Source organism: Acidovorax sp. FG60 (assembly GCF_057808995.1).
Genome location: NZ_JBMDJC010000011.1, coordinates 51957 through 74331 on the forward strand (window position 1 = coordinate 51957; position 22375 = coordinate 74331).

A 22375-nucleotide genomic window follows, 5' to 3' on the forward strand; every position below is an offset into this window, starting at 1 on the left:
TGGTTCTCCTCAGGCTTTGGCACTCTGAATCGCTTCCCACACACGGTGTGGCGATGCGGGCATGTCGAACTCTTTAACCCCCAGCGGGCGCAGTGCATCCAGCACCGCATTGATCACCGCCGGTGGCGAGCCAATTGCCCCCGCCTCGCCGCAGCCTTTGGTACCCAGCGGGTTGTGCGTGCAGGGGGTACACACATGGCCCAGCTTGAACTCGGGGAAGTCGTCGGCGCGCGGCATGGCATAGTCCATGAAACTGCCGGTCAGCAGCTGGCCCGTCTCGCGGTCGTACACGCAGTTTTCCATCAGCGCCTGGCCGATGCCCTGCACCAGACCTCCGTGCACCTGGCCCTCCACGATCATGGGGTTGATGATGGTGCCGAAGTCGTCCACGGCCGTGAACTTGTCTACGCGGGTGCTGCCTGTGGCCGGGTCCACCTCCACTTCGCAGATGTAGGTGCCAGCAGGGAAGGTGAAGTTGGTCGGGTCGTAGAACGCGGTTTCGTTGAGGCCCGGTTCGAGCTTGTCGAGCGGGTAGTTGTGCGGCACATAGGCCGTGAGTGCCACCTGGCCGAACGGGATCTTCTTGTCCGTGCCGCGCACGGTGAACTCACCGCCACTGAAGTCGATGTCGGCGTCGCTGGCCTCCATCAAGTGCGCGGCGATTTTCTTGGCCTTGGCCTCGATCTTGTCCAGCGCCTTCATGATGGCCGCGCCGCCCACGCTGATGGAGCGAGAGCCATACGTGCCCATGCCAAAGGGCACGCGCCCCGTGTCGCCGTGCACGATGTCCACGTTCTCCACCGGGATGCCCAGGCGCGCGGCCACCACCTGCGCAAAGGTGGTCTCGTGCCCCTGGCCGTGGCTGTGCGAGCCGGTGAACACCGTCACGCTGCCCGTGGGATGTACACGCACTTCGCCGCATTCAAACAGACCTGCGCGCGCGCCCAGGGCGCCCGCGATGTTGGACGGCGCAATCCCACACGCTTCGATGTAGCTGCTGTAGCCGATGCCACGCTTCAAGCCCTTGGCCTCGCTGGCCGCCTTGCGCGCCGCAAAGCCCGCCACGTCGGCCAGCTCCTGCGCTTGCGTCATACAGGCGTGGTAATCGCCCACGTCGTACTGCAGTGCCACGGGCGTCTGGTAGGGCCAGCTGGTGATGAAGTTACGTTTGCGGATTTCGTCCTGGCCCAGGCCCATCTCCCAGCCACAGCGCGACACCAGCCGTTCCAGCAGGTAGGTGGCCTCGGGCCGGCCCGCGCCCCGGTAGGCATCGACCGGCGCGGTGTTGGTGAACCAGGCATCCACCTCCACATAGATCTGCGGCGTTGTGTACTGGCCTGCCAGCAAGGTGGCATACAGGATGGTGGGCACTGCGCTGGCAAAGGTGCTGAGGTAGGCGCCCATGTTGGCGTCGGTGTGCACGCGCATGGCCAGGAATTTGCCGTCTTTGTCCATCGCCATTTCGGCATGGCTCACATGGTCGCGGCCATGCGCGTCCGACACAAAAGACTCACTGCGATCGGCCACCCACTTGATGTTGCGGTTGAGCTTCTTGGCCGCCCAGGTCAGGCACACGTCCTCGGCATACAAGAAGATCTTGGAGCCAAAGCCGCCGCCCACATCGGGCGCAATCACGCGCACCTTGTGCTCGGGCAGCCCCATCACGAACGCTGTCATGAGCAAGCGCTCGACGTGCGGGTTCTGGTTGCTGACGTACAGCGTGTATTCGTCGTTGGCGCGGCTGTACGAGCCAATGGCGGCGCGGGGCTCCATCGCGTTGGGGATGAGGCGGTTGTTGACCAGATCCAGCTTCGTCACGTGCGCGGCGTTGGCAAATGCGGCGTCCACCGCGCCCTTGTCGCCAATGGCCCATTTGTAGCAATGGTTGTCCGGCGCGGCGTCATGCAGCCCTGCGCCCGCCACGGTGCCTGCTGCGGCATCGGCCACACTGACCACAGCGGGCAACACGTCGTAATCCACCTCCACCAGCTCGGCCGCATCACGCGCCTGCTGCTGTGTCAGCGCCACGACGATGGCCACATGGTCGCCCACATAGCGCACCTTGCCCTGCGCCAGGATGGGGTGCGGCGGCTCCTTCATGGGCTGACCGTCGGTGCTGGTGATGAGCCAGCCACAAGGCAGGCCGTTGATGTTGTCGGCCGCCACGTCGGCACCGGTGAACACGCCCAGCACGCCGGGCGCGGCCTTGGCCGCTTCCACATTGATGCTGTTGATCTTGGCGTGTGCGTGCGGCGAGCGCACAAACACCGCATGGCTTTGCGCCGCCAGCACCACGTCGTCGGTGTACTGGCCCGCGCCGGTCAGGAAGCGGTAGTCTTCCTTGCGCTTGAGCGATTCGCCGATGTGCGGCAGCTTGGAAAAGTCGGATGCACCCATGGTTCTTCTCCTGTGTGTTTACGCTGAAGCCATGGCCTTTTGGCCAACCTGCACTGCGCGCACGATGTTCTGGTAGCCCGTGCAGCGGCAGATGTTCCCTTCGAGCAGCTCGCGGATCTCGCCTTCGCTGGCGTTGGGGTGGTTCTTGCACAGGTCCACCGCGCTCATCACCATGCCCGGGGTGCAGAAGCCGCACTGAAGGCCATGGCACTCCTTGAACGCGGCCTGCATGGGGTGCATGGTGCCGTCGGGGGTGGCCATGCCTTCGATGGTGGTCACCTCGGCCCCCTGGGCCTGCACCGCCAGCATGGCGCAGGATTTGACGGCCCGGCCATTCACATGCACCGTACACGCCCCGCACTGGCTGGTGTCACAACCCACATGGGTGCCGGTGAGCAGCAGGTGCTCTCGCAACGCATGGACAAGCAGGGTATTGGGGGGGACGTCAACACTGGCAGCGCGCCCGTTGACCGTGAACTGGACTTGCATCTGGCTGTCTCCTGAATAGGTTTTGGCTGGACTGACCTCGCGCATCTTCTGCCGCGCCCCACCACCCATCCCTAGGGACAACCCTAGATTTCCGGCAGCCCCAGCTGGATATTCTCAAAATGAAACATGTTGCAGCGCACACCAGCGCATCATGCGCAGCTCAAGGATTCGGTTCACCATGCTGTCCTCCGCGCCCACCTCCCCCGCCCACCGCCACGCACTGATTGCACAGGCGCGCCAAAGCTTGCTGGCGGATGGCGCAGCGCCCCTGCGGGCCGAGGTGGAGCCATGGATTGCACGGTCGTGGCAACGCTGCCTGGCCCAGGGGCTCAACCCCACCCACCGTGTGGCATTTGACGCCGTCAGCGCCACGGCGTTGCGCCGTAGCCAGGAGCAAAACCACCACCTGCTGCGCGCGGCACGGCCCGTGCTGCAACAGCTCACCCGCGCGATTGCGGGCATGCACTACTTCGCCATGCTGACGGACGCACGCGGCATCGTGGTAGACGTGCAAGGCCATTGCGACCCGGGCGACCCGCGCGCCAGCGCCATTGGCCGCGTGGGCATCGACCTGTCGGAAGCGGCCGTGGGCACCACAGCCATCGGCGCTGCGCTGGCCGAACTGCAGCCGGTGTGGCTGCACCGGGGCGAACACTTCTTTGATGACAACGCCAGCTACAGCTGTGCAGGCGCACCGCTGTTCGACCCGCAGGGCCAGTGTGTGGGCATGCTGGACCTGACCGGCGTGGATGTGCCCGAGCGGCCCGAGCTGCGCCACCTGGTGGCCCGATCGGCCCGCGCCATGGAAGACGCTTTGCTGCTGCAATTGCCCCATGCCCTGCTGCTGCGCGTGAACTGGCCCGGCGGCCCGCTGGGCAGCGAGGGCGACGGCCTGCTGGCACTGGACGGCGATGGATTTGTGGTGGGCTCCAACAGCATGGCACGCCAACTGGTGCCCCAGCCACTGCGCACCCCGGGTGCGCCCACCCACGCCAGCGACCTGCTGGCCATGCCGTGGGCCATGTTGTTCGATGCTGCGCGGCGGCACCCGGCGCAGCCGATCGATTTGCCCCTGTGGTCGGGCCTGCGCCTGCAGGCGCTAGCGCAACGGCCAGAAAACGCCCGTGGCGCCAGCCAGCCTGTTGCCACCCTGTCCCCGGCGCTGGTGGGCGCCCCGCCCACGGCCGCACCGCTGCGCGAGGCTGAAACCGCCCTGATTCGCCAAGCCGTGCAAGACGCCCGTGGCAATGTGGCAGAAGCTGCCCGGGTGCTCGGCATCAGCCGCGCCACGGTGTACCGCAAACTGGGCCATCCCAAGGGGCTGTGATCGGCGACTGCGGCACCTGCCAACAACGCGCAGCAGACATTTGCATCAAATTGGCCGCTAGCGCTTCTTCAGCAAGCGCCAATAGCTATAAAATATATAGCGAAATTCCCGCAATGGGCCCAGTATCAGACCTCGACCAAGGCCAGGACCACGGCGTTGTCTTCCACCACCAGCACGACCGGGCTGCCCGCGCGCAGGCCACTGCCGGGCGCCGCAAAACCCACCATCTGCAAGCCACCCGACAGCTCGGCAGACACCTCATCGCCCGACTCGCCCCGCACCACGCGCGTGGCTTTTGCAGGCAGGCGGTGGATGCCGGGTGCATCGGCCACCGCAGACCCAGACGCTGATGCCAAACGACCACCCCGATCCACGCGCACGGCCGTGGCCTTGCACAGCGCCTGCACGGCCAGCCCCGGCTGCAGGCCCAGCAGTTCCGCACTCTCGCGGGTGATGCGCGCGGCCAGTGCTGCAGGCACGCCCATTGCGGCACCGTCGCCATCGCTCGCATTGCCCAACCGCAGGTGCACCGCCACGATCTGCCCCTGCACCACCAGCCGCTCCACCACACACGGCAACTGGTTGCGCATGCTGGTGCGCACCGCCAGCCGCGCCAGCGCAGGGCCCGCATGGGGCGTGGCCTGCCAGCGCGACAGCACAGCGCCCCGCGCCTGCGCCATCGCATTTGCCGCCGCCAGCAACTGGCGCCCCGCCTCGGTCAGCTGCGCACCGCCGCCCCCTGCTCCACCCACCGCGCGTGCCACCAGCGGCGTGCCCGCCAGATTGGTCAGCGTGTCCACCGCCTGCCACGCGGCCTTGTAGCTCACGCCCACGGCACGCGCGGCCTGCGAGATGGAGCCGCAGGTGCCAATCTGGCGCAGGATGTCGATGCGTTTGTCGGCCAGGGCATGGCCCAGCGCATCCGTGAGAGAAAGAGAAACAGGCATGCGCGGATGATGCCTGAGCGCTCCCTTCACGCCGCCTTGCGGCGCAGCCCCGTGACAGGCTTTGCCAGCCTCTGCTGGCGTTCCAGCGCGCCAGTCGCTGCTGCCTTCAGCAGCCGCTGAAAGGAGGGGCACTGCGCATGGCTCTCGGCCGGGCAGGCTGCCGCATGCCGCAGACCGTTGCTCATGGCCTTGAGGCGTTTGACCATGGCATCGAGTTCATCGGCCTTGGCCGACAGCAGTTGCCGGTCAATGCTGGGCTCGCCGCTGGGCAAAAACATGGCACGGATGTCGTCCAGCGAGAACCCCGCCGATTGCCCCAATGCAATCAGCGCCAGCTGGTCCAGCACGCCCGGCGCAAAACGACGGCGCTCACCAGGTTTTCCCACCGAGTGGATCAACCCCTTTTCCTCGTAATACCGCAGCGTGGAGGCCCGCAGCCCGGAGCGTTTGGCAACTTCGGCAATGTCCATCAAAAACCTCTTGACTTCAAGTTGACTTGAACTTCTATATTCCATCCAAAACCTGCTTCCGTCAACTTTTCGAGGTGCTTTGATGACACTCCCACTGCAAGAATTTCCCCTCGCGATGCTGATAGGCATCGGCGCCACCGCCGTCATGGATGCATGGCTTTTGCTGCTCAAGCACCTGGGCGTCCCCACCCTCAACTTCGCCTTCATCGGCCGCTGGGTGGGCCATCTGTTTCGGGGCCAGTTTGCCCATGCCGCCATCGCCAAGGCGGTGCCCATCCGGGGGGAATTGGCCTGGGGCTGGATCACGCACTACGCCGTGGGCGTGGCGTTTGCCACCGTGCTGGTCGGCCTCCAGGGCGCCGACTGGGTACGCAGCCCCACCCTGCTGCCCGCGTTGGCCGTGGGCGTCTGCACCGTGGCGGCGCCGCTGCTGGTGATGCAGCCCGCCATGGGCTCGGGCTTTGCAGCATCGCGCACGCCCACGCCGCTCAAGAACTGCCTGCGCAGCTTGGCCAACCACACCGTCTTTGGCTTCGGCTTGTACCTGTCTGCGCTCGCCATCGCACTGATTTCTCGATGACGGTTCTGCGCATTTTTCCCCTCGAAATCACTTGTTTGGAACCCATGCCATGAAAACCATCGCCATCATTTATCACAGCGCCCACGGGCACACCGCACACATCGCCCGCCACATTCTGGAGGGCGCCCAGGGCGTTTCCGGCATCCATGCCGAGTTACGCCAAGCCGAAGACCTGGCCCACGCACCCGACAGCCTGTTGCACTACGACGGCTTCATCCTGGGCTCGCCCACCTACCTGGGCGGAGTCTCCGGTCCGTTCAAGACCTTCATGGACGCCACCGGCCGTCTGTGGAAAACGCAGCAGCTCAAGAACAAGCTCGCGGCGGGCTTCACCGTGTCGTCGCTGCCAGCGGGCGACAAGCAGTCCACACTGCTGTCGATGTGGGTGTTTGCCATGCAGCACGGCATGGTGTGGGTGGGCAACCCCATCCTGCCCGAGCAGCACACCGGGGTTCCGTATGACGAAGCAGCCAACCGGCTGGGATCCTGGTCGGGCCTGATGGCGCAGGCAGGCCATGGGGCGGCAGCGGATGCGTTTGTGCCAGGCGATACCAAGACCGCCCGCATGTTTGGGCGGCATTTCGCCGAGACCTTGCAGCGCCTGGGCGGTGTGGCGGCACACCAACCCGCTGAGGCGGTGGCTGCATGATCCCCGCCCGCTACGGCCCCGTGCTGTTCAGCTTCATCCTGTCGGGCGTGATGTCGCTGCTGGTGTCCGGCATCTCCACCTTTCGAGCCGCGCAGGTGGACCAGGGGTTTCTAGGCCTCTGGGCGGGCGCGTGGCTCACGGGGTGGCTGTTCGCCTTCCCGGCGGTCATGCTGGCGGCGCCGCTGGCTCGAAAGCTGGTGGCACGGGTCGTCGCGCGAGAAGGATAGACAGAGGCAGGCAGGGAAAACTCACGACCTTGCCTATACTCTCGCTATTCCATAAACGAATAGCGCTTTTGCGCCAACCGCCATGCCCCACCTCGCCGCATCCATGATCCGCACCCTCGCCTGTGCTGGTGTTGCATGGGCCATGCTAGGGGTGGCACATGCCGACACCGTCTCGGTCGCGGTGGCCGCCAATTTCACGGCGCCCATGCAGAAGATCGCCGCAGCTTTTGAGGCCGACACGGGCCACAAGGCCGAGCTCTCGTTCGGTGCCACCGGCAAGTTTTACGCACAGATCACCCACGGGGCGCCGTTTCAGGTGCTGCTTTCGGCCGACGACACCACGCCTGCCCGGCTGGAGCGCGAGGGCAAGGCCGTAGCCCACTCGCGCTTTACCTATGCCATCGGCACGCTGGTGCTGTGGAGCGCACAACCCGGCACCGTGGACGCCAAGGGCGATGTGCTCAAGTCGGGTGATTTCAAGCACTTGGCCATTGCCAACCCCAAGCTGGCGCCCTATGGCGCGGCGGCCCTGCAGGTGATGGAAAAGCTGGGCGTGGCGACGGCCCTGCAGCCGCGCCTGGTGCAAGGCGAGAACATCGCCCAGACCTTCCAGTTTGTCTCCACCGGCAACGCGCAGCTGGGCTTTGTGGCGCTGTCGCAGGTGATGGTGGACGGCAAGATCACGAGCGGCTCGGCCTGGCATGTGCCGGCCAGCCTGCACGAACCCATCCGGCAAGATGCCGTGCAGCTGATGCCAGGCAAGGACAGCGCGGCGGCCAGCGCACTGCTGACCTACCTGCGCGGCAGCAAGGCGCGCGCACTCATTCAATCGTACGGCTATAGTTTCTGACCGCCTGCGCCCCTCTCGACGGATCGCCCATCTTCATGCCATTTTCCAGCGCTGATCTGGCAGCCATCGGCCTCACGCTGCGGCTGGCGGGCACCACCATGGTGTTGCTGCTGGTGCTGTGCACGCCCCTGGCCTGGTGGCTGGCGCACACGCCGTCGCGCTGGCGCGGCCCGGTGTCGGCCGTGGTGGCGCTGCCGCTGGTGCTGCCGCCCACGGTGATCGGCTTTTACCTGCTGGTCACGCTCGGCCCCAACGGCCCCCTGGGGCAGTTCACGCAGTGGTTGGGGCTCGGCACCCTGCCCTTTACCTTCTGGGGGTTGGTGGTGGGCTCGCTCATCTATTCGCTGCCTTTTGCGGTGCAGCCTCTGCAGCACGCTTTTGAAGCCATCGGCCGGCGCCCGCTAGAGGCTGCGGCCACGCTGGGCGCAGGGCCGCTGGACCGTTTCTTCACTGTAGCGCTGCCGCTGGCGCGCCCCGGGTTCATCACCGCCGCGATCCTGAGCTTTGCGCACACGGTGGGCGAATTTGGTGTGGTGCTCATGCTGGGCGGCAACATCCCGGGTGTCACGCGCGTGGTGTCTGTGCAGATTTACGACCACGTCGAGGCGCTGGAATACTCCCAGGCGCACTGGCTGGCGGGCGGCATGGTGCTGTTTTCGTTTGTGGTGCTGCTGGGGCTGAACCTCACCCGCCGCAAAACCTTGTCGATGGTGCAGTGATGGCCACCACTGCTTCTTCGGCACAGATCACCGCGCAACTGACGCTGACTCGCCCCGGGTTTACGTTGGATGTGGGCCTGCAATTGCCCGGCCGGGGTGTGACCGCCCTCTTCGGCCCCTCGGGCTGCGGCAAGACCACCTGCCTGCGCGCGATTGTCGGTCTGGAGCGCGCGCAGCCTGGGCGTGTGGAGGTCAACGGCGAGGTGTGGCAGGACGATGCACAGACCATCTGGCGCGCCACACACGAGCGGGGCCTGGGCTATGTGTTCCAGGAGGCCTGTCTGTTCGACCACCTGAGCGTGCGTGGAAACATCGACTACGGCCTGAAGCGCACGCCCCCCGCACGCCGCAAGGTGGCGCTGGAGCAGGCGGTGGACTTGCTGGGCATCGCCCCCCTGATGGACCGCAAGCCCCAGGCCTTGTCGGGCGGCGAACGCCAGCGCGTGGCCATCGCCCGTGCGTTGGCCACCAGCCCCCGCCTGCTGCTGATGGACGAACCCCTGGCTGCACTGGACGCCCAGCGCAAGGCCGAGGTCCTGCCCTATCTGGAGAGGCTGCAACACACCCTCGACATCCCCATGCTGTATGTGAGCCACGCCATCGACGAGGTGGCAAGTCTGGCCGGGCACATGGTGCTGTTGCGCGAGGGCCGTGTGCTGGCCCAGGGCCGCACCAACGAACTGATCGTGCGGCTGGACCTGCCCCTGGCCCATGGCGACACTGCCGCCACGGTGATCGAAGGCACGGTGCAACAGCACGACCCGCAGGACCACATCACGACCGTGGCATTCAGCGGTGGGCACCTGATGCTGGTCAGCCCCAGGGCACACGCCACGGGCGAGCCCATCCGGCTGCGGGTGCAGGCGCGTGATGTAAGCCTGGCACTCACCGCACCCTGCGACACCAGCATCCTCAATGTGCTTCCAGCCACGGTGGTGGCGCTGGGCGAAGACAGCCCCGGGCAAATGATGGTGGCCCTGGATGCAGGCACCACACGGCTGCTGGCGCGGGTCACGCAACGCTCGGCCCAGGCGCTGGCGCTGGCGCCCGGCCAACCCGTATTTGCACAGGTGAAGGGCATTGCCATCGTGAACTGATGGGCAGCGCAATCCGGGCCTCCCTCCGAAGGCCCCACAGGCGAACCCAGTGGCCACCACGGCCTCCCATCGGTCGTATGATGACCGTCAAAAAACAAGGGTGGGAACAAGGGGTGGAAATGGTTTCAATCTGGCACGACGCCACCATGGCGTTTGCAGTGGGGTTTCCGCCGCTGCTCCAAAGCCTGCTGTTCTGGATCTTCGCGTCGCTGGTGGTGCATGTGTGCCAGCGTCTGGTCGAACACACGGCGTTTTCGGTCGATCCATCGAGCCGCCGCATCAGCGCCTCGCAAGCTGCCCTGTGCATTGGCTGCATTGTCTGGGCCCTGGATGTGGTGGGTCTGTTCATGTATGCCGAGCTGGCGCACCACGTGCTGGAGCTGGTGCCCGCCCTCAGTGGCCTGCTGATCATGGCGGTGAGTGCGCGACTCACCATTCCGACACTCAGCACCAGCGCCAGCAAGGCGCGCATTGTGGTGGCCGGTGTGTGGCTGGCGGCTGGCATGCTGACGGGGCACTTTGCGATCACCTGGGGCCACGTGCAGAGTTTTTCGCAGGTCAATGTGCTGGCAATCATGGCGTCCATGGCCACGGCCGTGGCCCTTGCGGCGTGCACCGCAATCCGGCACCGCTCGGCCAAGCTCAGCATGCTCACGCCCCGCTACCGCGCACAAACCTGGGAAGACAAGGTGCTGTGCGGCGCCGCCATCCTGGTGCTGCACTGGATGCTGGTCAACACCTTTGCACTGCACCTGGGCGACCCCAGCGGTGAGTCCGACGGCATTGCGCTGCTGGTCACCGTGCTGGCCTTTGCCATTGCCGTAGCGTTGGAACAGATGAGCAACATGCGCTCGGACGCTGGCCGCCAGCAGCTCTTGCGACGCGGGCTGTCGATGATGCGGTCATCGGCCACGGCGCAAAACGCCCAGCGCGACATGCAGCTGTCGCTCATTGCGGACCATTTGCACCGGCTTCTGCACCCGGAAAACCTGGCGTTGCACTTTCAGCCCATCGTCGATTTTCAGCAGCGTGGCGTGCAGTTCGAAGCCCTGCTGCGCATGACCGACAAGACCTTGGGCGCCATCAACCCTGAAACCTTCCTGCTGGTGTGCGAATTGCAGGGCAAGACGCCCGAAGTGGACCGCATGATCCTGCGCAACGCACTCGACAGTGCCAAGGCCTGGCAAGCCCAGGGCCTGAACGACACGACCATCAGCGTGAACGTGGCCCCCATCACGCTGCTGGACGACCGCTTTGCCCCGTGGCTGCGTGAGGAACTGGCCCTGCGCGGCCTGCCGCCGCGCACCCTCAAACTCGAAATGACCGAACACGCCATCATTGCGCTGGGCACGGAGATGGTGGCCGCCATCCACACACTCAGCGCCATGGGTGTTGTCGTGTGGATGGACGACTTTGGCGCCGGCTACTCGTCGCTGGGCATGCTGGCCGATCTGCCGATTGCAGGCATCAAATGCGACCGGCTCTTCGTGCGAAAGCTGCCGCAGGACAGCCGGCGACAGATGCTGCTGCGGCATATCAGCGCGCTGGCCGGCGAGTTCGGCCTGTCTGTGGTGGTGGAAGGCGTGGAGACCGTGGAGGAGCTGCAGACGCTGGCCGCCATTGGGCTGCACTGCATCCAGGGCTACGTGTTCAGCAAACCCATTCCAGCAGCCCACGTACCCGACTGGCACCACACCCACATGCAGCCCCAGCGCGCAGCGCTGCAGGCCTTGCTGCGCCCGGCGGGTTCCACACCGTTTTCAGCACTCCCGCCCGCCATCGCGCCAGCCCCCGGACACTGAACCCATGGCAACACTCAAAACACTGGTCCTGGGCGGGTACGGCAACTTTGGCGCACGCATCTGCCGCGCGCTGGCAGGCGACGCGGCCACGCGCCACCACATCGCCCTGCTGGTGGCGGGCCGCGACGCATCCCGCGCCCAGGCCTTGGCGAACACACTGGGCCACGGCGCTCAGGGCGTGGCCCTCGACCACCAGGCCCCGGGTCTTGCTGCCACCTTGCGCGGATGGGGCGTGGATCTGGTCATCCACACTGCGGGGCCTTTTCAGGCGCAGGGTTACAGCGTGGCCCAGGCCGCCGCTGCGGCGGGCGCGCACTACATCGACCTGGCCGATGGCCGCCGTTTTGTGTGCGATTTTCCAGCTGCCATGCAGGCCGCGTTTACCGCCGCCGGACGCACGGCCGTTGCTGGCGCCAGCACGGTGCCGGCGCTGTCCTCGGCCGTCATCGACCACCTGTGCGCGGACTGGCAGTGCATTGACAGCATCGATATCTGCATCGCCCCCGCGCAACGCGCGCCACGCGGACAGGCCACGCTGGCGGCCGTGCTGAGCTACTGCGGCCTGGCCATCGATGTGTGGCAAGACGGCCGCTGGCAGCCGAAACGGGGCTGGGCGCAGCCCACGCCGGTCAAGTTCCAGCGGCTGCAACCGCGCCTGGGGGCGGTCTGCGACATCCCGGATCTGGAAATTTTCCCGGCCCATTACAAAGCCCGCGACCGCGTCACCTTCCGCGCAGCGCTGGAGGTGGGCCTGGCACAGAGAGCCTTCGCCACCCTTGCAGCGCTGCGCCATTGGGGCGTGCTGCCCCATCCCGAAAAGCTGGCCTGGCTGATGCACCACGCGGGCGGCGTGCTGGACTTTTTGGGCACGCCACTGGGCGGCATGGTCGTGCGCGTTGCGGGCACCAATGCACAAGGCCAGCCCCGCCGCCGCGCTTGGCACATTGCAGCCGACCACGACCATGGCCTTGAGATCCCCTGCATGGCCGCCATCCTGCTGGCCCGCCAGCTCGCAGCCGGGCAACCGCTGCCCCGCGGGGCGCACACCAGCACCAGCCTGCTGCCCCTGGAGGCCTTTGCACCCGAGTTTGCGAAGTGGGGCATGGTGACGGACGTGGTTGAGGAATGAGGCCATGGCCCACCAGAAAATGATCTTCCCCATGCCAGCGCGGGCAGATATTGTTTTTGATGCCTTCCACTATCACGAATGGCGGCGCCAGTGGGATTCGCTGGTACGCCGCACCAGCGTCGAAAATGGCGCGCAGTGCCCCAGCGTGGGCGCCACCACCGAGAACCTGGGTGCGGGCGCACTGCGAGCGCTCTCCATGCGCACGCAGTTCATCAGCTATGACCGCCCTGTGCTCGCGGCCGCCACCATGGTTGGCCGTTCGTTTCCCTTCACACAGTGGGCCGCCTCCATGCGCCACCAGGAAGTCGGGACGAACCAATCACTGCTGGTCTACACCTACACGTTCCAAGTGGGGCCAGCGCCCATGAGGTTTATTCTGGAGCCAACCGTGGACTGGATCTTTGTCCGAAAGACACGCCAAAGATTCCAGCGCCTGGCTCAGTTCCTGGCGAGCCGTGCTGCCGACATTGCAGACTGGCAACAGGCGCAACGGGTAGCGCCCTCCGTCCCGCACCAGGTCAATCCATGAATCTCTCGTCCGCCAATCTCCTGCGCACCAGCCTCGTGGTCGTCTGGCTGGCCACCGCCTTGGTCAGCGTGTGGGAACTCCACGGCCAAAGCCGCGAGCTGCTGGCGGGCCTACCCGCCGCGTGGACCGAGGGCAACACATCGTGGCTACCCACCGCCATCATCCTGGCCGGGGCGGCTACCGATGCGGTGCTGGGGCTGTGGCTGGCGCTCCGCCCCGGCCGTAAGGCGTATGGAGCGGCCCTGCTGGTGATGCTGGCCATGACACTGCTGGCCACGGCCATACACCCTGCATGGTGGCTGCACCCCTTCGGGCCACTGACCAAAAACCTGCCCATTGCTGCCATCCTGTGGGTGCTGCTGCAAGACACGTCTACGACACCACCCAAGCCATGAGCCTGTACCTCACCCTCAAATGGCTGCACATCATCTCCAGCGTGCTGCTGGTGGGCACCGGGCTGGGCTCGGCGTTCTACATGTTCTTTACCAACCGCAGCGGCAATGTGCAGGCGCAGGCGGTGGTCACACGCCTGGTGGTGCGGGCGGACTGGTGGTTCACCACGCCCACGGTGTTCATCCAGCCCGCCACGGGGCTTGCCATGGCGGCCATGGCCGGGCTGCCCTGGAGCACGCCGTGGCTCGCAGTGTCCATTGCTCTGTACCTGGTGGCTGGTGCCTGCTGGCTGCCCGTGGTGTGGCTGCAGCTGCGCATGCGCGACATGGCGGTTGAGGCGGCACAGGCGCCCCAGGGCGACGGGGTGCTGCCACCTCTGTACTGGCGCTACGCCCGCTGGTGGGAGGCACTGGGCTACCCGGCCTTTGTGGCCATGGCCGTGGTGTTCTACCTGATGGTGAACAAACCGGCCCTGAACTTCTGAACCTATCATCGCCCCATGCTGATTGAGACGCTGGACACCGCCCGTGACCTGGGGCGCCTGAAGGAAATCCTGGGCGTGATGGTGCGCCACGGGTTTGGCGACACCGTGCGCCGCCTGGGCCTGGCCGACCGGCTGGAGCGCGCGGGCCAGGCGCTGAACTGGACCCACGCCGCCGACCTGGCCCGCGTGGAGCCGCCCGTGCAGGTGCGGCTGGCACTCGAAGAGCTGGGCCCCGCGTTCGTCAAGTTTGGCCAGATCCTTGCGGGCCGGGCTGACCTGTTTGGCCCGGAGTGGATCGCAGAATTCGAGAAGCTGCACAGCCAGGTGCCTGCCGTGCCCATCGATGCCCTGCGCCCGCAACTGCGCGAAGACCTGGGCGCCGATCCCGAAGCCGTCTTTGCCTGGTTTGACACCACGCCGCTGGCCGCCGCATCGATTGCGCAAGTGCACCGCGCGCGCCTGCAGGACGGCAGCGAAGTCATCGTCAAGATCCGCCGCCCCGGCATTGCGGACACCATCCAGGCCGACCTGCGCCTGCTGCAGCGCCTGGCTGCGCTGGCCGAGGCAGAGCTGCCCGCGCTCAAGCCCTACCGGCCCCAGCAACTGGTGCGCGAGTTCGCGCGCTCATTGCGCAGCGAGCTGGACCTGGCCGGCGAATGCCGCCAGGCCGAACGCATTGCCACCAACATGGCCGCACTGCCCCACATCGTGATCCCGCGCGTGCACTGGACCTACACGCGCGAGCGCATCAACGTGCAGGATTTCATCGACGGCACACCCGGTGGCGCTCTCGCGGCGCTGACGTCCGAGGCCGGTTTTGACCGTACCGTGCTGGCGCAGCGGGGCGCGCAGGCAGTGCTGCAGATGATCGTGAAGGACGGCGTTTTCCACGCCGATCCGCACCCCGGTAACGTGTTCTACCTGCCCGGCAACCGCATTGCCTTCATCGACTTCGGCATGGTGGGCCGCCTGTCGCAGCGCCGGCGCGACGAGCTGCTGCAACTGCTGCTGGGCCTGGTCGAACACCAGCCCCAGGCCGTGGCCGACGTGCTGCTGGACTGGACGGGCGACGCGCAGGGCCTGAACCTGGGCCAGCTCGAAACCGAGATCGAGGCCTTTTTGGACCAGTACCACGGCGTGCCGCTGGCACAGCTGAGCCTGGGGCAGATGCTGGCCGACGTGACGGCCATCCTGCGCGAACACCACCTGGGGCTGCCGTCCGACCTCGCGCTGCTCATCAAGGCCTTCATCTCGCTCGAAGGCATGGGCCGCAACCTGGACCCGGACTTCCATATGGCCAGCGAAGCGCTGCCGCTGCTCAAGCAGGTGGTGCGCGAGCGCTACGAGCCCAAGGTGCTCGCCGGGCGCGCGTGGAGCACCCTGCGGCGTGCACTGGCCACGGTGGAGCAGTTGCCGGACGACCTCGGGCGGCTGCTGCGCAATGCGCGGCGCGGGCACCTGCAGGTGGGCATCGAGCTGGCCCACCTCAAACGTGTGGGCGACCAGATCGACCGGTCGGCCAACCGGCTGGCGATGGCGCTGGTAATTGCAGCGCTCATCATTGGCTCGTCCATCGTGATGACCGTGAAGGGTGGGCCTACGCTGTTTGGCCTGCCAGCGTTTGGCTTCCTGGGGTTCTTTGGTGCCGTGGTGTGTGGCCTGTGGCTGGTGCGGGCCATCTGGCGCAGCAGCCACCACCGCGACGATGACTGAGCATGCAGCTGTCGGGTTACGCCCTTCGGGCCAGCCCGATCTACGGCGCTGAGGCGGCAGCCCTTCTCCCCGCCGCCAGGAAACTGGCGCGACCAAAGCCGATGCCGCGGAACCGGCCTTGCCGGACCACCGCTGGCGTCCCCCTTTGGGGGAAGGCGCGAAGCGACTCAGGGGGATTTACCTGCCCGCGTTCGGGAAGAACAGCTGTTCGCCGCCGATCTTGTAGCCCGCAATGGCCGCCTGGCCTGCGGGCGACACCACCCAGTCCACAAACTTCTGCGCATCCTGCGCCTTCACATGGGGATGCTTGGCGGGGTTCACGACCATCACGCCGTACTGGTTGAAGAGCTTGGTGTCACCTTCGACCAACACGGCCAGGTCGGCGCGGTTCTTGAAGTTGAGCCAGGTGCCACGGTCGGCCAGCACATAGGCGCCGCTCGATGCCGCAATGTTGAGCGCAGGGCCCATGCCGCAGCCACACTCCTTGTAGCCGCTGCCTTTTGAGGTATTTGCGGCGTCGGCGCCCGCGAGCTTCCAGTAGCGCAGCTCGGCCGCGTGCGTGCCGCTCTTGTCGCCGCGCGAGATGAAGTTGCCATTGGCGGCAGACAGCTTCTGCAGGGCCTGAACGATGTCCTTGCCCTGGGTGCCCACCGGGTCGTTCTTGGGGCCGATCAGAATGAAGTCGTTGTACATCACGGGGTAGCGCTTCACGCCCCAGCCGTCGGCCACAAACTTTTCTTCGGCCACCTGGTCGTGCACAAACAGCACGTCGGCGTCGCCCCGGCGCGCCATATCGAGCGCCTGGCCGGTGCCCAGCGCCACCACTTTCACGTCCAGGCCACTGGCCTTCTTGAATTCAGGCATCAGGTAGCCGAACAGCCCGGACTGCTCCGTGGAGGTGGTGGACGCCATGGTGATGCTCTGCGCAAGCACCGGGCCGGATGCTACAAGTATGATAGCTGTTAGCGCTTTATGGATAAGCGCTAGGCCACAAAAAGGCTTGAAGTCTTTCATCACCGGGCCGCCCCACGATGAAAAAGCCCCCTGGCGGGGCAGCGACCCCACGAAGTGGGGAGCGTGGGGGTCAATTCTTGTCATACCAGTTCTCCTTTGACAAACAGACGGGCGGCCTCCGGCAAGGGGCCGTTGAAAAAGTCGTGCACGGGCAGGTCGGCCACCAGGCGGCCGTGCTCCAGATAGATCACGCGGCTGGCCAGACGCTTGACCTGGCCCAGGTTGTGGCTGCTGAAGACCATGGTCACGGGGTGGGCCGGGCCTGCTGCGCTGTGGCTGGCGGCAAAGTCGGCCATCAGGGCCTCAACCTCGCGCTTGGCATGGGGATCGAGGCTGGCGGTGGGTTCGTCCAGCAGCAGCACATCGGGCCGCAGCGCCCAGGCGCGGGCCAGCGCCACACGCTGCTGCTGCCCGCCCGACAGGGTGCGTGCGTTCTGCGCGGCGATGTCGGCCAGGCCCACGCGCTGCAGTGCCGTGAGGGCCTGCAGCCGCGCATCGCGCCAGCGCGTGCCGCGCAGCCACAGCGCCAGCGCCACGTTGTTCTGCGCGCTGGTGCGCAGCATGTGCGGGCGCTGGAACAGCATGGCCTGCTGCAAGGTGGCATCGCACTGAAAGCCTCCGCCCGCCGCATCCGCCAAGCCGTGCAGCACGCGCAGCAGCGTGCTTTTGCCACTGCCATTGGCGCCCACCAGTGCCACGCGCTCGCCGGGCGTGATGCAGAGCGAGACCTGGTCCAGCGCCTGCACGCGGCCGTAGCGCACGGACACCTGGCGCAGATCCACCCACGGAGGTGCCAACGGCGCGTTCACGCGGCTACCCCCACCGGCGTGCTGGACGCAGAACCATCCACCCGTTCGCGCCAGCGGCGCACCAGCGCGATCAGCACGTTGAGCGCCAGCACCACGGCCAGCAGGATGATGCCCAGCGCCAGCGCCAGGGGCATGTCACCCTTGCTGGTCTCCAGCGCAATGGCGGTGGTCATCACACGCGTGAAGCCGTCGATGTTGCCGCCCACGATCATCACCGCACCCACCTCGGAGATCGCACGGCCAAACGAGGCCAGCAGCACGGTGAGCAGGGCATAACGCTCGTCCCAGGCCAGCAGCAGGCTGCGCAGCAGCGGACTCGCGCCCATCGACCGCAGTTGTTCGCCATGCGCGCGCTCGGCGTCTTCCACCGTCTGGCGTGTGAGCGCAGTGACCACCGGCAGCACCAAAATGGCCTGCGCCAGCACCATGGCCTTGAAGCTGAACAGCCAGCCCAGCGCACCCAGCGGCCCGCTGCGCGAGAGCACCAGGTACACCACGAGCCCCACCACCACCGACGGTACCGCCAGCAAGGTGTTGAGTACCGCCAGCACGGCACCGCGCCCGGCAAAGCGGGCGACGCCGAGCCAGGCGCCCAGCACCAGGCCCACGCCACAGGCGATCAGGCATGCGGTGGCGCTGACGGACAAGGAGCGGCCCACGATGGTCCACAGGACGGGGTCGGAGGAGAGGGTGAGTTGCAGCGCTGTGCTCGCGCTTTCGGTAAGGGTGGACATGGGGCCTTGTGATCGGGTTCAGCTATCGTAGGCACCTCACCAATATCCAGCGATATGAACGTCCGTGCATAGGGTCCAACTTCACTACACGCTCAGCCGCGATGCAGGCAATGCGCTGATCCGCAACCCACTGCCCGAACTGCTGCAGGCCGTGGCCGAGCAGGGCTCCATCTCGGGCGCGGCGCGCGCGCTGGACCTGTCCTACCGCCATGTCTGGGGCGCCCTCAAGCGCTGGGAGGAGCAATTGGGCGGCGAGCTGATCATCTGGGGCAAGGGGCAGTCGGCGCAGCTCAGCGAGTTCGGCACCAAGTTGCTGTGGGCCGAGCGCCAGGCCCAGGCGCGGCTCGCGCCGCAGATCGCCGCGCTGCATGCCGACCTGGAGCGCGCCTTTGCCGTGGCCTTTGACCCCAACGCCCATGTGCTCACCCTGTACGCCAGCCATGACGATGCGCTGGTGGCGCTGCGCACCCACGCCGCCGCGCAGGCCGATGCGGGCGCGCTGCACCTCGATATCCGGTTCACGGGCAGTGTGGATGCGATCCGTGCGCTGAATGAGGGGCGTTGCACGCTGGCGGGTTTTCACACGGTGGAGCACCCCGCAGCCGATTCATTGACTGCGCGCACCTACAAGCCCCTGCTGCAGCCCGGGTTGCACAAGATCATCGGCTTTGCCCAGCGCACCCAGGGCCTCATCGTGGCACCGGGCAACCCGCTTGGGCTGGGCAGTCTGGCCGACGTGGCCCGCACCAGCGCCCGATTTCTCAACCGGCCACTGGGCACCGGCACCCGCGTGCTGCTCGACGACCTGCTGGTCCAGGCTGGCGTGGAGGCCCAGGCCATTCGTGGCTATGCGCTCAACGAACCGTCTCACACCGCCATTGCCCAGGCTGTGGCTGCGGGTGCGGCCGATGTGGGCATGGGTATTGAAGTGGCAGCCCGGGCGCGTGGGCTGGATTTTGTGCCGCTGGTGCACGAGCGCTACCACCTGGCCTGCCTGAAAGCCAGCCTGGACCAACCCGCCACGCTGGCCCTGCGCAACTTGCTGCAAACCCCCGAATGGCTGGCCCAGATGGCCACCTTGCCGGGCTACAGCCCCTGGCAGTGCGGTGAGGTGCAGGCCATGAACACGGTGCTGCCGTGGTGGCAGTTCACCCGCAAAAAGCGCACTTCCGAGCCTAGGAAGAAACCCTAATTGCTACTTTTTTTATAGCTACAGAATGAGTACCGGCTGCGGGATAACACCGTCACGCTGCCGTCAGCCTGGGCCTACAGTGCTCCGTAGAATCGCGCCGTTGTAAAAGTTTGTCGAATCGTTGCGCTTACCGGCGCGTGGGTCGGCATATCGCACGCAAAGCCTTTTTATTGGAGACACCATGCAGGCTCTACTGAAGTTATCAAGGGGGATCGACTGGCTTAACACCCAGGTCGGCAAATACGTGGTCTGGCTCATCCTGGCCTCCACGGTAATCAGCGGCGTGAACGCGATAGTGCGCAAAGCGTTCAACATCAGCTCCAACGGTTTTCTGGAAATCCAGTGGTACCTGTTTGCCGCGTCGTTCCTGCTGGCCGCTGGCTACACGCTGCTCCAGGGCGAACACGTCAAGGTGGACGTGATCTCCAGCCGCTTTTCCAAGCGCACCCAGATCTGGATCGACGTATTCGGCTACATCGTCTTCCTCACGCCCATGTGCCTGGCCGTGCTCTGGTATGGCATTCCCTTCTTCACCCGCGCCCTCGCGTCGGGCGAAATGTCGAACAACGCTGGCGGGCTGATCCGCTGGCCCGTGTACCTGATGATGCCGCTGGGTTTTGCCCTGCTGTGGCTGCAAGGCATCTCCGAACTCATCAAGCGCCTGGGTTTCCTCCAGGGCCTGATCGAAGACCCCACGGTCAAGAAGATTGAAAAAACGGCTGAAGAAGAACTGGCCGAATCCATCCGCAACCTGGCCGAAGCCGCCAAGGGCAACGGCAAGAACAAGGCCGAGGCCCACTGAGCGGCCCCACCAAGCGGAGACACACACCATGGAATTTCTTACCCACAACCTTGCCCCCATCATGTTCGCGGGGCTCATCTGCTTTTTGCTGGTGGGCTTCCCGGTCGCCTTCAGCCTGGGCGCCTGCGGACTGTTCTTCGCCTTCATCGGCATTGAATTGAACGTGCTGCCCGAAGCCCTGCTGCAAGCCGTGCCGCTGCGCATCTTCGGCATCATGCAGAACGACACCTTGCTGGCCATTCCGTTCTTCACGCTCATGGGGCTCATATTGGAGCGAAGCGGGATGGCGGAGGACCTGCTCGACACCATCGGACAGCTGTTTGGCCCCATCCGTGGCGGCTTGGCACTGGCCGTGATCTTCGTGGGTGCGCTGCTGGCAGCCACCACAGGCGTGGTGGCCGCATCGGTGATCTCGATGGGCCTGATCTCGCTGCCCATCATGCTGCGCTACGGCTATGACCGGCGACTCGCGGCGGGGGTGATCGCAGCCTCCGGCACGCTGGCACAGATCATTCCGCCCTCCCTGGTGCTCATCATCATTGCCGACCAGATGGGCCGCAGCGTGGGTGACATGTACAAGGGCGCGTTCCTGCCCGGCCTGATGCTGACGGGTTTTTATGCAGGCTACGTGATCCTGCTGGCCATCTTCAAGCCCCAGTGGGTGCCTGCCATCCCGCCCGAAGCGCGCACGTTGCGGGACGACAATGGCAAGAGCGGTGTGACCTCGCTGCTGGTGCTGACCGGCATCTGCGTGGCCGCATCGATGTATGTGGCCAAGAACATGCCTGCCCTTCACACCTGGTGGTCCGGTGAAGCCGTGGACCGCGTGGCGCTGGACGAAACCATCGTGGTGTCCATGTGTTTTGGCGTGGCACTGGCCTTCGTGGCAGCCAGCATCAACAAGATCACCCGCATGGGCCTGCTGTCCCGCGCAGCCGAGCGCGTGACGTTTGTGCTGATCCCGCCACTGCTGCTGATTTTCCTGGTGCTGGGCACCATCTTCCTGGGCGTTGCAACCCCCACCGAAGGCGGCGCCATGGGCGCATTGGGCGCGGGCATCATGGCCATCATCCGTGGCCGCCTCACGATGTCGCTGCTGCGCCAGGCTGTCACCACCACCACCAAGCTGTCATGTTTTGTGGTGTTCATCCTGGTGGGCGCCACCATGTTCGGCCTGACCTTCCAAGGCGTGGACGGCCCGCTGTGGGTGGAGCACCTGCTGACCGGCCTGCCCGGTGGCCAGCTGGGCTTCCTGATCGTCGTGAACGTCATGGTGTTCTTCCTGGCGTTCTTCCTGGACTTCTTTGAACTGTCCTTCATCGTCGTGCCCCTGCTGGCCCCCGTGGCCGACAAGCTGGGCATTGACCTGATCTGGTTTGGCGTGCTGCTGGCCATCAACATGCAGACGTCGTTCATGCACCCGCCGTTCGGCTTTGCGCTGTTCTACCTGCGCAGCGTGGCCCCGGCGAAGGAGTACATGGACAAGGTCACCAAGAAGATGATTGCGCCGGTCACCACCCCCCAGATCTACTGGGGTGCCATTCCCTTCCTGTGCATCCAGCTGCTGATGGTGGCTCTGGTGATCGCCTTCCCGGGCATTGTCTCCAGCGGGCTCGACGAGAAGCAGGTCTATGACCTCGACAAGGTCCGCATGGAAATGGAAGCCGCCATGCCCGACGCTAGCGCCGAAGCGGCCGATCCGACTGCCGGCATGGCAGGCGCTGCGGACCCCGCGCCTGCTCCTGCAGCAGACGACCCCCTGAAGGCACTGCAAGACTCCATGTCCACCGACAAGAAGTGAGCACACCGCTTGCAAGACGACCGTGATTCAGTCTGACCCGGGCCCCGCGCCCTGGTCCTCAAACCTCCGCAGATGGGAAACCTCTGCGGAGGTTTTTTTATGGAGCAGACGCGGAGGGGGTCCGGTGCGCCATGGATCATGGAGGTAGCGGTGGGGCATCGACTTTGGCACATCGCGCAAGCAGACGAGACTCTTGATTCCCTGCCCCCTTTCTTGGCGGC

Annotated in this window: 23 protein-coding genes; 16 read left to right on the forward strand and 7 right to left on the reverse strand. The window is 65.8% G+C overall.

Features of this window, described 5'->3' with window-relative positions; translation table 11 throughout:
• Nucleotides 1-9 precede the first annotated feature (9 nt).
• Nucleotides 10-2397 carry a xanthine dehydrogenase family protein molybdopterin-binding subunit gene (locus ACODS0_RS17240; RefSeq protein ID WP_121419341.1) on the reverse strand — a complete coding sequence of 796 codons (2388 nt, stop codon included), beginning with the start codon at nt 2395-2397 and terminating at the stop codon, nt 10-12.
• An 18-nt stretch (nt 2398-2415) separates the two neighbouring features.
• Nucleotides 2416-2886: a (2Fe-2S)-binding protein gene (locus ACODS0_RS17245; protein WP_055396291.1), complete on the reverse strand. Its 471-nt coding sequence runs from the start codon at nt 2884-2886 to the stop codon at nt 2416-2418.
• A 178-nt stretch (nt 2887-3064) separates the two neighbouring features.
• On the opposite strand from ACODS0_RS17245, the gene ACODS0_RS17250 reads away from it, so the two are divergent.
• Nucleotides 3065-4213, forward strand: a complete 1149-nt coding sequence (locus ACODS0_RS17250; RefSeq protein ID WP_488836132.1) for a helix-turn-helix domain-containing protein — start codon at nt 3065-3067, stop codon at nt 4211-4213.
• Nucleotides 4214-4338: 125 nt separating this feature from the next.
• On the opposite strand, the gene ACODS0_RS17255 is transcribed toward ACODS0_RS17250, so the two are convergent.
• Together ACODS0_RS17255 and ACODS0_RS17260 are read right to left on the reverse strand one after the other, a co-directional pair.
• Nucleotides 4339-5160, reverse strand: a complete 822-nt coding sequence (locus ACODS0_RS17255; protein ID WP_488836133.1) for a TOBE domain-containing protein — start codon at nt 5158-5160, stop codon at nt 4339-4341.
• A 26-nt stretch (nt 5161-5186) separates the two neighbouring features.
• Nucleotides 5187-5630, reverse strand: coding sequence for a helix-turn-helix domain-containing protein (locus ACODS0_RS17260; RefSeq protein WP_488836134.1), 444 nt, complete (start codon nt 5628-5630; stop codon nt 5187-5189).
• Between the two features lie 115 nt (nt 5631-5745).
• Between ACODS0_RS17260 and ACODS0_RS17265 the strand changes: the two genes are divergently transcribed.
• From ACODS0_RS17265 to ACODS0_RS17320, 12 genes are all read left to right on the forward strand, one after another.
• Nucleotides 5746-6210, forward strand: a complete 465-nt coding sequence (locus ACODS0_RS17265; RefSeq protein ID WP_488836206.1) for a DUF2938 domain-containing protein — start codon at nt 5746-5748, stop codon at nt 6208-6210.
• A 49-nt stretch (nt 6211-6259) separates the two neighbouring features.
• Nucleotides 6260-6859 carry a flavodoxin family protein gene (locus ACODS0_RS17270; RefSeq protein WP_488836135.1) on the forward strand — a complete coding sequence of 200 codons (600 nt, stop codon included), beginning with the start codon at nt 6260-6262 and terminating at the stop codon, nt 6857-6859.
• Nucleotides 6856-7086, forward strand: a complete 231-nt coding sequence (locus ACODS0_RS17275; RefSeq protein ID WP_431152297.1) for a DUF2798 domain-containing protein — start codon at nt 6856-6858, stop codon at nt 7084-7086. The genes ACODS0_RS17270 and ACODS0_RS17275 overlap by 4 nt, the downstream gene beginning before the upstream one ends.
• Before the next feature lie 82 nt (nt 7087-7168).
• Nucleotides 7169-7936: a molybdate ABC transporter substrate-binding protein gene (gene modA / locus ACODS0_RS17280; protein WP_488836136.1), complete on the forward strand. Its 768-nt coding sequence runs from the start codon at nt 7169-7171 to the stop codon at nt 7934-7936.
• A 35-nt stretch (nt 7937-7971) separates the two neighbouring features.
• On the forward strand, nt 7972-8655 hold the full coding sequence (modB, locus tag ACODS0_RS17285; RefSeq protein ID WP_488836137.1) for a molybdate ABC transporter permease subunit: 684 nt from the start codon (nt 7972-7974) through the stop codon (nt 8653-8655).
• Entirely contained in the window at nt 8655-9752 is a 1098-nt protein-coding gene (gene modC, locus ACODS0_RS17290; RefSeq protein ID WP_488836138.1) for a molybdenum ABC transporter ATP-binding protein, read from the forward strand. The genes modB and modC overlap by 1 nt, the downstream gene beginning before the upstream one ends.
• Nucleotides 9753-9871: 119 nt before the next feature.
• On the forward strand, nt 9872-11554 hold the full coding sequence (locus tag ACODS0_RS17295; RefSeq protein ID WP_488836139.1) for an EAL domain-containing protein: 1683 nt from the start codon (nt 9872-9874) through the stop codon (nt 11552-11554).
• Nucleotides 11555-11558: 4 nt separating this feature from the next.
• Nucleotides 11559-12683 (forward strand): saccharopine dehydrogenase family protein, encoded by a 1125-nt coding sequence (locus ACODS0_RS17300; protein ID WP_488836140.1) that lies wholly within the window; start codon nt 11559-11561, stop codon nt 12681-12683.
• 4 nt (nt 12684-12687) lie between these two features.
• Nucleotides 12688-13212 (forward strand): SRPBCC family protein, encoded by a 525-nt coding sequence (locus ACODS0_RS17305; protein WP_488836141.1) that lies wholly within the window; start codon nt 12688-12690, stop codon nt 13210-13212.
• Nucleotides 13209-13607: a DoxX-like family protein gene (locus tag ACODS0_RS17310; protein ID WP_488836142.1), complete on the forward strand. Its 399-nt coding sequence runs from the start codon at nt 13209-13211 to the stop codon at nt 13605-13607. The genes ACODS0_RS17305 and ACODS0_RS17310 overlap by 4 nt, the downstream gene beginning before the upstream one ends.
• On the forward strand, nt 13604-14089 hold the full coding sequence (locus ACODS0_RS17315) for a DUF2269 family protein (RefSeq protein WP_487262235.1): 486 nt from the start codon (nt 13604-13606) through the stop codon (nt 14087-14089). Before ACODS0_RS17310 ends, ACODS0_RS17315 begins: the two co-directional genes overlap by 4 nt.
• A 15-nt stretch (nt 14090-14104) precedes the next feature.
• Entirely contained in the window at nt 14105-15802 is a 1698-nt protein-coding gene (locus tag ACODS0_RS17320) for an ABC1 kinase family protein (protein ID WP_488836143.1), read from the forward strand.
• 177 nt (nt 15803-15979) lie between these two features.
• Here the strand turns inward: ACODS0_RS17320 and ACODS0_RS17325 are convergent, their stop codons facing one another.
• The 3 genes from ACODS0_RS17325 to ACODS0_RS17335 all read right to left on the reverse strand — a co-directional run bounded on the left by ACODS0_RS17325 (nt 15980) and on the right by ACODS0_RS17335 (nt 18359).
• Complete coding sequence (locus ACODS0_RS17325; protein WP_488836207.1) at nt 15980-16816, reverse strand: ABC transporter substrate-binding protein; 837 nt, start codon at nt 16814-16816, stop codon at nt 15980-15982.
• 80 nt (nt 16817-16896) lie between these two features.
• Entirely contained in the window at nt 16897-17625 is a 729-nt protein-coding gene (locus ACODS0_RS17330; protein ID WP_488836144.1) for an ABC transporter ATP-binding protein, read from the reverse strand.
• A complete protein-coding gene (locus ACODS0_RS17335) occupies nt 17622-18359 on the reverse strand; it encodes an ABC transporter permease (RefSeq protein WP_488836145.1) in 738 nt (245 codons plus the stop codon). Before ACODS0_RS17335 ends, ACODS0_RS17330 begins: the two co-directional genes overlap by 4 nt.
• 64 nt (nt 18360-18423) lie before the next feature.
• On the opposite strand from ACODS0_RS17335, the gene ACODS0_RS17340 reads away from it, so the two are divergent.
• The 3 genes from ACODS0_RS17340 (at nt 18424) to ACODS0_RS17350 (ending at nt 22154) form a co-directional block, all read left to right on the forward strand.
• Nucleotides 18424-19551 carry a substrate-binding domain-containing protein gene (locus tag ACODS0_RS17340; RefSeq protein WP_228899953.1) on the forward strand — a complete coding sequence of 376 codons (1128 nt, stop codon included), beginning with the start codon at nt 18424-18426 and terminating at the stop codon, nt 19549-19551.
• 181 nt (nt 19552-19732) lie between these two features.
• The gene (locus ACODS0_RS17345; protein ID WP_121507186.1) at nt 19733-20353 is read left to right on the forward strand and encodes a TRAP transporter small permease subunit; all 621 of its coding nucleotides are present in this window, start codon (nt 19733-19735) and stop codon (nt 20351-20353) included.
• A gap of 28 nt (nt 20354-20381) precedes the next feature.
• Nucleotides 20382-22154 (forward strand): TRAP transporter large permease, encoded by a 1773-nt coding sequence (locus tag ACODS0_RS17350; protein ID WP_487262231.1) that lies wholly within the window; start codon nt 20382-20384, stop codon nt 22152-22154.
• Nucleotides 22155-22375 lie beyond the last annotated feature (221 nt).

What these genes read in the sequence shown, in the direction of transcription:
- ACODS0_RS17335 (WP_488836145.1), bottom strand. Translation starts at nt 18,359, where the DNA reads ATGTCCACCCTTACCGAAAGCGCGAGCACAGCGCTGCAACTCACCCTC.
- ACODS0_RS17255 (WP_488836133.1), bottom strand. Translation starts at nt 5,160, where the DNA reads ATGCCTGTTTCTCTTTCTCTCACGGATGCGCTGGGCCATGCCCTGGCC.
- ACODS0_RS17265 (WP_488836206.1), top strand. Translation starts at nt 5,746, where the DNA reads ATGCTGATAGGCATCGGCGCCACCGCCGTCATGGATGCATGGCTTTTG.
- ACODS0_RS17345 (WP_121507186.1), top strand. Translation starts at nt 19,733, where the DNA reads ATGCAGGCTCTACTGAAGTTATCAAGGGGGATCGACTGGCTTAACACC.
- ACODS0_RS17305 (WP_488836141.1), top strand. Translation starts at nt 12,688, where the DNA reads ATGGCCCACCAGAAAATGATCTTCCCCATGCCAGCGCGGGCAGATATT.
- ACODS0_RS17270 (WP_488836135.1), top strand. Translation starts at nt 6,260, where the DNA reads ATGAAAACCATCGCCATCATTTATCACAGCGCCCACGGGCACACCGCA.
- modB (WP_488836137.1), top strand. Translation starts at nt 7,972, where the DNA reads ATGCCATTTTCCAGCGCTGATCTGGCAGCCATCGGCCTCACGCTGCGG.
- ACODS0_RS17275 (WP_431152297.1), top strand. Translation starts at nt 6,856, where the DNA reads ATGATCCCCGCCCGCTACGGCCCCGTGCTGTTCAGCTTCATCCTGTCG.
- ACODS0_RS17325 (WP_488836207.1), bottom strand. Translation starts at nt 16,816, where the DNA reads ATGAAAGACTTCAAGCCTTTTTGTGGCCTAGCGCTTATCCATAAAGCG.
- ACODS0_RS17260 (WP_488836134.1), bottom strand. Translation starts at nt 5,630, where the DNA reads ATGGACATTGCCGAAGTTGCCAAACGCTCCGGGCTGCGGGCCTCCACG.
- ACODS0_RS17240 (WP_121419341.1), bottom strand. Translation starts at nt 2,397, where the DNA reads ATGGGTGCATCCGACTTTTCCAAGCTGCCGCACATCGGCGAATCGCTC.
- modA (WP_488836136.1), top strand. Translation starts at nt 7,169, where the DNA reads ATGCCCCACCTCGCCGCATCCATGATCCGCACCCTCGCCTGTGCTGGT.
- ACODS0_RS17315 (WP_487262235.1), top strand. Translation starts at nt 13,604, where the DNA reads ATGAGCCTGTACCTCACCCTCAAATGGCTGCACATCATCTCCAGCGTG.
- ACODS0_RS17310 (WP_488836142.1), top strand. Translation starts at nt 13,209, where the DNA reads ATGAATCTCTCGTCCGCCAATCTCCTGCGCACCAGCCTCGTGGTCGTC.
- ACODS0_RS17245 (WP_055396291.1), bottom strand. Translation starts at nt 2,886, where the DNA reads ATGCAAGTCCAGTTCACGGTCAACGGGCGCGCTGCCAGTGTTGACGTC.
- ACODS0_RS17300 (WP_488836140.1), top strand. Translation starts at nt 11,559, where the DNA reads ATGGCAACACTCAAAACACTGGTCCTGGGCGGGTACGGCAACTTTGGC.
- ACODS0_RS17320 (WP_488836143.1), top strand. Translation starts at nt 14,105, where the DNA reads ATGCTGATTGAGACGCTGGACACCGCCCGTGACCTGGGGCGCCTGAAG.
- modC (WP_488836138.1), top strand. Translation starts at nt 8,655, where the DNA reads ATGGCCACCACTGCTTCTTCGGCACAGATCACCGCGCAACTGACGCTG.
- ACODS0_RS17250 (WP_488836132.1), top strand. Translation starts at nt 3,065, where the DNA reads ATGCTGTCCTCCGCGCCCACCTCCCCCGCCCACCGCCACGCACTGATT.
- ACODS0_RS17295 (WP_488836139.1), top strand. Translation starts at nt 9,872, where the DNA reads ATGGTTTCAATCTGGCACGACGCCACCATGGCGTTTGCAGTGGGGTTT.
- ACODS0_RS17350 (WP_487262231.1), top strand. Translation starts at nt 20,382, where the DNA reads ATGGAATTTCTTACCCACAACCTTGCCCCCATCATGTTCGCGGGGCTC.